This window comes from Paenibacillus sp. AR247, from assembly GCF_002968895.1.
Lineage (GTDB): Bacteria > Bacillota > Bacilli > Paenibacillales > Paenibacillaceae > Paenibacillus_AQ > Paenibacillus_AQ favisporus.
Genome location: NZ_PCZT01000023.1, coordinates 371,071 through 379,691 on the forward strand (window position 1 = coordinate 371,071; position 8,621 = coordinate 379,691).

Annotated in this window: 8 protein-coding genes and 1 pseudogene; 8 read left to right on the forward strand and 1 reads right to left on the reverse strand. The window is 57.1% G+C overall.

Features of this window, described 5'->3' with window-relative positions; all coding sequences use genetic code 11:
• The 6 genes and pseudogenes from CPT76_RS30735 to CPT76_RS30765 form a co-directional block, all read left to right on the forward strand.
• The coding region (locus CPT76_RS30735; protein ID WP_105445558.1) for a uroporphyrinogen-III synthase at positions 1-569 on the forward strand (569 nt) is incomplete at its 5' end.
• Positions 570-708: 139 nt separating this feature from the next.
• Positions 709-1,347, forward strand: coding sequence for a ThuA domain-containing protein (locus CPT76_RS30740; RefSeq protein WP_105445559.1), 639 nt, complete (start codon positions 709-711; stop codon positions 1,345-1,347).
• A gap of 73 nt (positions 1,348-1,420) precedes the next feature.
• The gene (locus CPT76_RS30745) at positions 1,421-1,750 is read left to right on the forward strand and encodes a phasin family protein (protein WP_105445560.1); all 330 of its coding nucleotides are present in this window, start codon (positions 1,421-1,423) and stop codon (positions 1,748-1,750) included.
• Between the two features lies 1 nt (position 1,751).
• On the forward strand, positions 1,752-3,377 hold the full coding sequence (locus CPT76_RS30750) for an ABC1 kinase family protein (protein WP_105445561.1): 1,626 nt from the start codon (positions 1,752-1,754) through the stop codon (positions 3,375-3,377).
• 201 nt (positions 3,378-3,578) lie between these two features.
• Positions 3,579-4,226, forward strand: a pseudogene (locus CPT76_RS30755) (DEAD/DEAH box helicase); the annotation flags it as partial.
• A gap of 549 nt (positions 4,227-4,775) precedes the next feature.
• A complete protein-coding gene (locus CPT76_RS30765; RefSeq protein WP_105445564.1) occupies positions 4,776-5,798 on the forward strand; it encodes an LLM class flavin-dependent oxidoreductase in 1,023 nt (340 codons plus the stop codon).
• Between the two features lie 151 nt (positions 5,799-5,949).
• Here the strand turns inward: CPT76_RS30765 and CPT76_RS30770 are convergent, their stop codons facing one another.
• Positions 5,950-7,161, reverse strand: a complete 1,212-nt coding sequence (locus CPT76_RS30770; protein WP_105445565.1) for an oxalate decarboxylase family bicupin — start codon at positions 7,159-7,161, stop codon at positions 5,950-5,952.
• Between the two features lie 299 nt (positions 7,162-7,460).
• Between CPT76_RS30770 and CPT76_RS30775 the strand changes: the two genes are divergently transcribed.
• Positions 7,461-7,871: a YjdF family protein gene (locus CPT76_RS30775; protein ID WP_105445566.1), complete on the forward strand. Its 411-nt coding sequence runs from the start codon at positions 7,461-7,463 to the stop codon at positions 7,869-7,871.
• Positions 7,872-7,916: 45 nt separating this feature from the next.
• Complete coding sequence (locus CPT76_RS30780; RefSeq protein WP_076171834.1) at positions 7,917-8,393, forward strand: glutathione peroxidase; 477 nt, start codon at positions 7,917-7,919, stop codon at positions 8,391-8,393.
• Positions 8,394-8,621 lie beyond the last annotated feature (228 nt).

Genomic DNA, 8,621 nt, shown 5'->3' on the forward strand with positions numbered 1-8,621 from the left:
GGCGTGGCGCTGTACTGCTCGAAGCGCTGCAGGGCTCGTCCATTGCCGCCCGCGGGTACAAGACGGTGAATGCGCTGAAGAAGAGAGGGCTTATCCCGATCGTTCGGGATGACGACGGAAGCACGGCCGGTCTGATCCGTGGGCTGGCGTCTTATCCGTTTCAAGGGGCGGACGTCATTCTTCAGCTGCACGGCGATCCGGCCCCGAAGCTGACGGCCTGGTTGCAGGAACAGGGGGCCCGGGTGCGGGAAGTGCTGCCGTATCAGCATATTGCTCCGGAGGAAGCGGAGCTTGCGCGGCTGCTCGCCGAAATTACGGCGGCGGAGCTGGACGCCGTGGCGTTCACCAGCGGGCCGCAGGTGCGCAACCTGATCGAGTACGCCCGGGCGAAGGGCGAGCTCTCGAAGCTGGTATTGGCTTTCTCCGGACCGGTGGTCGCGGCGGCTGTCGGCAAAATTACGGCCCAGGCGCTGCGGGAAGAAGGCATCGAACGCGTCTGCTCGCCGGAGGAAGATGAGCGGATGGGCAGCATGATGGTGGAACTGGGAAGGTATTTTGTTCGAAACTGACGGAAAGGGACATGTCCATACAGACGGGGGATGCGGCTGGCTGCATCCCTTTTTCCTTCACCAAAACGAAAGGAATTAAAGGTTTTTTCCAGAAAGTGTGGAATGCTATAGGGAACGAGAGCGAGCAAGGAGGAACATAATGAACAAGAAAAAAAGCATTTTACTCGGTGATTACACACATCCGAAATTTCACCCTTTGCAGGGGGTAGACGCGCAGATCAGCCATATTTTGAACGATGTCATTTCGGTTCAATGCAGCGAAAATAAAAATTTGCTGCTCGAGGAGCATTTGAAGCCGTTTGACCTTTGCATATGCTATTTCGACTTGTGGGACGAGAAGGTGTCTCCGCAGCAGACAGCGGGTTTGCTGTCTTACGTGAGCCAGGGAGGAGGCCTGCTTGTCATCCACAACGGCCTGTCTATCGGCAACCGACGCTATGAGCTGGCCCAGCTGGCCGGCGGCCGTTTTAACGGTCATCCGCCGTACCAGCCGCTGTCGTTCCGGGTGAGCGCAGAGGACCCGGTTACGAAAGGCATCGAGCCTTTTGAACTCGACGAAGAGCCGTACCAGATTGATTTTGACCCGTTTGGCGAAAGAACAGTCCTGCTGGAATACGAACTGGAAGGAACGTGGCATCCGGCGGCCTGGAAGCATAGCTACGGTATGGGAAGAGTCGCCTTTCTGATGCCGGGGCATCACGAGCCGACATTCCTCCATCCGCAGATCCGCCGGCTTATTCTGCAGGCTGCGCAGTGGGCGGCGCATCTTCCGGGTTAATACGGCCCCCGGGTTTATATGACCCATCATTTGGGGGTATAATATATTGACTATAGCTTTGGGAGGAATTACCATGAGTGATCTGTTTAAAAAAGCAATTTCATTAGGTTGGGGCCTTACCATAGTGAGCAAAGAGAAAGTCGAGAAGATCGTGGACGATCTGGTCAAACGGGGCGAGCTGGCGCCGTCCGAATCCAAGGATCTGGTCAACCGGCTGGTGGAACGCGGCGAGGAGGAGCAGTCCCAATTTAAAACGTGGATTCAGGAGCAGGTTCGGCGTGTATTAACGGACATTCACGTTCCTTCCGATCAGGACATCGTCAGTCTGGAACAGCGCATCGCAACATTGGAGAAGAGGGTGGCGGAGCTCGAAGCAGAGCGATCCGGACCGGCCGCGGAATAAGATGGCACTGCGCATCAGACATACCGGTCGTTACCGGGAGATCGCCATGGCGCTTATGCGTCATGGCTTTGGTTATATCGTGGAGGAGCTGGGCCTGTTCCAGATGCTGTCCATCCCAAAACGGTGGATCACCCATCAGACGCCGCAAACCAAGACGCTGGGGGAACGGATCCGGCTGGTTCTGGAAGACCTGGGGCCGACCTTCGTCAAGCTGGGGCAGCTGGCCAGCACCCGATCGGACCTATTGCCGGAGCCGATCATCCGGGAGCTGATCAAGCTTCAGGATCAGGTTCCGCCCTTCTCGTCCGAGTCGGCCAAAGGCATTATCGAGCAGGAGCTGGATGACGCCATCGAGGATATTTTCTCCTGGTTTGAGGAGTCGCCGATCGCGGCGGCTTCTATTGGACAGGTTCATCTCGGCAAGCTCAAGACCGGCGAGGATGTAGCGGTCAAAGTCCAGCGTCCGGGCGCTCTGCAGATGGTGGTCAGAGACCTGGAAATCCTCAGGGACCTGACCGCGCTAGCGGAGAAACGCTGGGTGTGGGTCAAGCAGTACCAAATCGCCCGCCTGGTGGAAGAGTTTGCGAGCTCCATGCGGGCTGAGCTGGATTATACCCAGGAGGGCCGCAACGCGGAGAAAATCGCACTTCAGTTTCAGAACGATGAGACCGTGTGCATCCCGCGAATATTTTGGCAGTATACATCTTCGCGCGTCATGACGATGGAATACGTCCGGGGCATCTCTTTAAGCCATCAGGAGGAGCTTGTGGCGAAGGGATATGACTTGAAGGAAACGGCCGAGAAGCTCGTGGAGAGCATGCTGCACCAGATTTTCATCGAAGGCTTTTTTCACGCCGATCCGCATCCGGGCAATCTGCTCGTGCGCAAGGACGGCAGCCTCGCTTATCTGGAGTCTTCTCTGATCATCGCCCTGATGCGGAAAAACACCGACAGCATGGTCCGCGCCGTGCTGAGGCTGGGCATGATGCCGGAAGACGGCGATATTCGCGAGCTGCGCAGAGATCTGGACGGTCTGCGGGAGCAGTACTATAATATTCCTTTTTCCGAAATCAGCATGGGGACGGCGCTGAACGATCTGTTCGCGGTCGCCCAGCGTCACAAAGTTATGATTCCGCCTGATCTGACGCTGCTCGGCAAGGCGCTGCTGACGATGGAAGGCGTCATCGAGAAGCTGGATCCTACGCTCAGCATCATCGACATGGCGGAGCCGTTTGGACGGAAGCTGATCAAGGACCGCTTCAGCACCCGCAACCTGCGCAAGAAGCTGCTGGGCGGAGCGGCGGGTCTGGCGGAGGCGCTGTTTGACCTGCCGGACCAGGCAAGGCAAATTTCATCGTTAATCAGCAAGGGCAAGCTGAAGGTTGAGATCAGCGTTCCGGAGATGGAAGCCCTGATGAGGAAGCTCGACCAGATCAGCAACAGGCTGTCTTTCAGCATCGTGCTGCTTGCCTTCAGCATCATTATGGTCGGACTGATCATCGGTTCTTCCCTGAATCAGCAATCCTCGGTGCTGTGGCATTTTCCGGTGATCGGAACCGGTTTTATTGTGGCGCTGTTGATGGTGCTGTGGCTGCTGTTTTCCATATTCAAATCCGGCAGGTTTTAGCTGTCCGTATTGCCGCCATCATGATCCATACATTGTTATTCATGCGTTTTTCATTTCATCCTTTAAGGGAGGTCTGTCCGGCGGCCCTGCACGGGTCACGTGACGGTCCTCCTTTTTAAGATATAGAAGTACAAGCGTCTGAACCGAGTTAATCCACTATATATCCCGCTAAAGGCGGAACTTAATGAATGAGGTGCATTTTTGTTGAAGTTTTCAAGTTTGGGCGTTAACGAATCATTGGTCAATACACTGAGGGCGAACGGTATTGCCATCCCGACGCCGGTACAAGTGGAGACGATCCCGCTCCTGCTTGCAGGGAGCGATGTGATCGCGAGGGCACGTACAGGAACCGGCAAGACGCTGGCCTTTATGCTGCCGATGCTGCAAAAAATAGACCCGACGCAGCTGTACCCGCAGGCGCTTGTCGTTGCGCCTACACGCGAGCTGGCGCTGCAAATTACCGAGGAAGCAAAAAAGCTGGCAGCTGGGACCGATATCCGAATTCTGGCCGTGTACGGCGGGCAGGACGTCGAGAAGCAGCTGCGGAAGCTCGAAGGGGGGCGCCAGCTGATCATCGGCACGCCGGGCCGGCTGCTGGATCACCTCCGGCGTGGCACGCTGGAGCTCGGGCGCGTCAAAATGCTCGTGCTGGACGAAGCCGACCAAATGCTGCACATGGGCTTCCTGGACGAGGTCGAGACGCTGATTCAAGCGCTGCCCTACAAGCGCCAGACGATGCTGTTCTCGGCCACGATGCCTGCCGAGGTCAAGCGGCTTGCGGCAGCCTATACCCGGGACGCGGAGGACGTGGTGATCAGAGGGGAGAAATCGCCGGTCAGGCGGTGCAGGTGCCGGCCGCTCCCGCACCGGTGCGGCCGGGCAGCGTGACGGCCGCAGCGCTGGCGGCGGCCGGGGCCAAGCGGCCCGCGCGGAACGCGGCGCGCCGGTTGGCGGTTCCCGCGGCGGCCGGGATGCCAAGCGGAGCGGCACGGGCCGCCCATCCGCTCCCGGCGGCAGAGGCCGGAGCGCGGGAGGACGCGGGCGCCGGAAATAACGGCGCCCCGCGGTCAAGGCAAAGGCAGCAGCTAACCCAGGTGGGGACAGCTGCTGCCTTTTTTTGTCCTCACGGATGCCCCGAAATTTAGTGGCAAATCTCCAAATCTGCTCATGAGGTGAGTTGGCCGCCCGTGCAAACCGTACTTTATCGCGGCGAGGCCGATTTTGTTTTCTGACTCGGATGGATTCGGGCATCCTCCCACTTTGCGGCCAAGCGTTTCGGCAACACGTCAAGCGCATGATATAATAGCAGGGCAGCTCATCCAAATCATGGATGCCGATGCTGCAATAGCAGTCAGCACCCGCTGCAATCAGTTATAAGCAGAAAGGTCTTGATGCGTAATGATCAAGCTGAGCATATTGGATCAATCAACGATATCGGAAGGCAGCAATCCGGTGGAAGCGCTGGCCCAGACGGCGGCCATGGCCCAGGAAGCCGAACGGCTCGGGTACCATCGATTTTGGGTATCGGAGCATCATTTCTCCCCGAACCTGGCCGGCTCCAGTCCGGAAGTGCTGATCTCCCATCTGGCGGCGAAGACGTCGACGCTCCGGGTTGGATCGGGCGGCGTGATGCTGCCTCACTACAGCTCTTACAAGGTGGCGGAGAACTTCCGGCTCTTGGAAGGCCTCTATCCGGGCAGAATCGATCTGGGGCTCGGACGTGCGCCGGGCGGTATGCCTTTGGCGACCCGTGCCCTTCAGGAAGGCAAGATGCGCGGCGAGGACCGTTACGCCGATCAGATCGACGACTTAGTCGCCTATTTGACGGATTCCCTGAGTCCGGAACATCCTTTTGCTGGCCTCCTGGCCACGCCAATGGTCCAAACCGTTCCGGAAATGTGGCTGCTTGGCTCCAGCGGGGGCAGCGCCGGGATTGCCGCCATGCAGGGAACCGGCTTTGCTTTCGCCCAGTTTATCAACGGTTCCGGCGGCAGTGATGTGATGCGCTGGTACCAGGAGCATTTTCAGCCGTCGGCCATTTTTGATAAGCCGCAGTCCCTCGTGGCCATCTTTGCCGTATGCGCCGAAACGGAGGAGGAAGCCAACCGGATTGCGTCCAGCATGGATCTCTCGCTCATTTTATTGGAAAAGGGCGGATCGTCTGGAGGCACTCCGTCGGTGGAGAAAGCGCTGGAATATCCGTATTCGCGGTACGACCGAATCCGGATTGAGGAGAACCGCAAGCGGATGGTCGTCGGTTCCCCGCAGCAGGTGAAGCGCAGGATTGAAGAGCTGTGCGAGGAATACAATGCCGATGAGGTGATGATCGCCAGCATTACCCATCGTTTTGAGGATAAGCTGCAGTCCTTCCGGCTGATCGCCGAAGCGTTCGGACTTCCGGCGGACGCCGCCGGACGATAAAGGAACGAACAGGCGAAATTAGAATAACGTTTAGAGGCTTATTTTCATAGGAGACGGAACGCGTTTAGCGCTCTTCTTGCGGTATCAAGAAAGCCAAGTTTTCGAAGCTTATACCTTCTTATATCTAGAAAAAAAGACGGCCCCCTGGATGTTACTCGTCCGGGGCGCCGTCTTTTGGCTTCGTGTAAGTGAAGCCGGGGTGCTTGACTACAGGCGATTTTTCCTTGCGCAGCGCATCCAGCAGATCGGACCCGACGTTCAGGTTTTCCGCCACCAGCTCCCGCGGCGTCAAGGCCATCCACTGGTTCAATGACACATCCGCGAACCGGTCGCTTTTGAACATTTCCAAAAACCAGAGGCTGTCTGTTCCGGTATTCTGGATATAGTGTCCGAAGGCGAACGGCACATAGCCGACGTCGCCCGCGCGAACGTTGAACGTACGGGCCTTGCCGCCACCGGCGAATACGGTCATTCTGCCTTGGCCGGTAAGGTAATACTGCCATTCGTCTTGATTCGGATGCCAGTGCATCTCCCTCATTCCGCCGGGTTTGATTTCCACCAGTGCTGCCGCTACGGTGCGCGAGACCGGGAAATTGGACGAATCTACGATCCGCACGCTGCCGCCGGATGTGATGATCGGAGGCTGCGCAAGCAGGCGGTGCGTAAAGGTTTGGGGCACCTCCCCGTAGGGCGAGGTTACCTTTTGGCTGTCCAGCGTACCGGGAACGGGTTCCTGCTCGATGTACACCTGACTGGAAGGGATGCTTGCAAACGCGCTTTCCGGAACGCCGAAATTGGCTGAGAGCACCTCCTTGGGCGTGTGGGCGAACCAGTCGGAGATGCTGAGGGTATTCAGGTCGGAGAAATGTCCGTCGTCAAAAACAAGCAAAAACTCGCAGCCTTCCTCCAGCCCTTGGATGGAATGGGGGATGCCTGGCGGGAAATACCAGAGATCTCCGGGACCCACATCGGCAATGAAATTGCGCCCGTTTTGGTCCACCGCCGTAATGCGTGCCCTGCCGAGCAGCATAAAGGACCATTCGGCCTGCTGGTGCCAGTGGAGCTCACGCAGGCCGCCAGGAGTGAGCCGCATGTTGACGCCGGACAGCGTGGTGGCGATGGGCAGCTCGCGAACGGTCACTTCCCTGGACCATCCGCCTTCATTAAGCTGCATGTGCGTATCGGAGAAGGAAAATTTTAAATTGGGTATCAGCCCGTTATCGGTCTTCGGCGGAACGAGCATATCGGGATTCTCCATGTCCCGAAGCACGTCGCGAGGGCCCTCGTCGGTCGCCCCTTCGCGGCCGCGGATCGGCTGGGGAATCCGCCTGCCCGACTCCGGCCGATTGGATGAATGATTCATGCGTATGGCCCCTTTTCAGCAGTAATCTCGCTTTTAGTTACAGGAAAGTATATGAACAGCCGCATGTCCGATATGTAGCTGTTCTTCGCTCTTATTGATTCGCTTGGGGCCGGACTTGCATCACGGCCGCTTTGGAGTATCATGGAAAGTGGATCGTAAAATCACAGCCGGGTCGGTAGTCCGCGGCGCATGTACGGAGGCAGAGGGCGATTCGCCAGCACAGCCTCCCGGATCACATGTCAGTAACCTTCCCCCCTCGGGATGTCCCTCGGTCCGATTTATACAGAGGGGGAATACTGGTGAAACTCACGGTATTTTTTGAAGATCCTTATTGGGTCGGTGTCGTCGAAGCGCAGGGAGCAGACGGGCTTAAGGCGGGTCGTCACGTCTTTGGTTCCGAGCCGTCTTTGCAGGAAGTGTGGGAATATGTTATGAACGATCTTCCCGCGCTGGTGGAGCGTTTATCCTGCAGCGTCCCGGCCGCGCGGCTGCCTGTGAAGTCGGTCAATCCCAAGCGGCTTGCCCGGCAGGCGGCGAAGGAGTCCCGCTCCCGCGGCGTCAGCACCCAGAGCCAGGAGGCGCTTCGCCTGGAGCTGGAGAAGTCAAAGAAGCAGCGCGCCTGCCGAAGCAGGGAACAGCGGGAAGCCCTGGCCGCTTACAAGCGGGAGATCGCCGTAAGGAAGGCCAAGGCCAAGCATCGGGGTAAATAGCAGCAGAATGCCAATTCTATATGAAGGATAGAAAGGGGTAATCACATGTCCGTGTACCAATTCACAGCAGCCAAGACCTCTGGTCAAGAGGTGTCTCTTCAGGATTATGAAGGTAAAGTGCTGGTCATCGCCAATACGGCAAGCCAATGCGGATTAACGCCGCAGTATGGCGACCTGCAGAAGCTGTATGACCAGTTCAAGGCGCAGGGGCTCGAAATCCTTGGATTTCCCTGCAACCAGTTCGGAGGACAGGAGCCGGGTACCAGTGAAGAAGCCGCATCGTTCTGTCAGCTGAATTATGGGGTTCAATTCCCGGTATTCGCCAAAGTGGAAGTGAATGGGGAAGGGGCTCATCCGCTCTTTCAATATTTGAAACAGCAGCAGCCGGGGCCGGCCGAAGACGGCGAGATTCAATGGAACTTTACGAAGTTTCTGGTGAACCGGCAGGGAGAAGTGGTTGCCCGCTTTGAGCCGAAGGAGTCGCCTGAGGCCATGACGGAAGCCATTCGCGGTTTGTTGTAAAATGCCGTGAAGCATCCTGGAAGGGATACAAACCGATAATATCTTGAACAAAAGGTCTGTCCCAAAAACGGGACAGACCTTTTTGATAATATCAGAATGTATAAACTCCAGAGCCTTTGCTTCCTGATATTGCAAGAAAAACTTCCTTTAAACGCGGTCTGTCTTCTTAGAAGGTACGTCGATAGGTCGTTTTTTTTATAATATCAGAACGTATAAACTCCAGAGCCA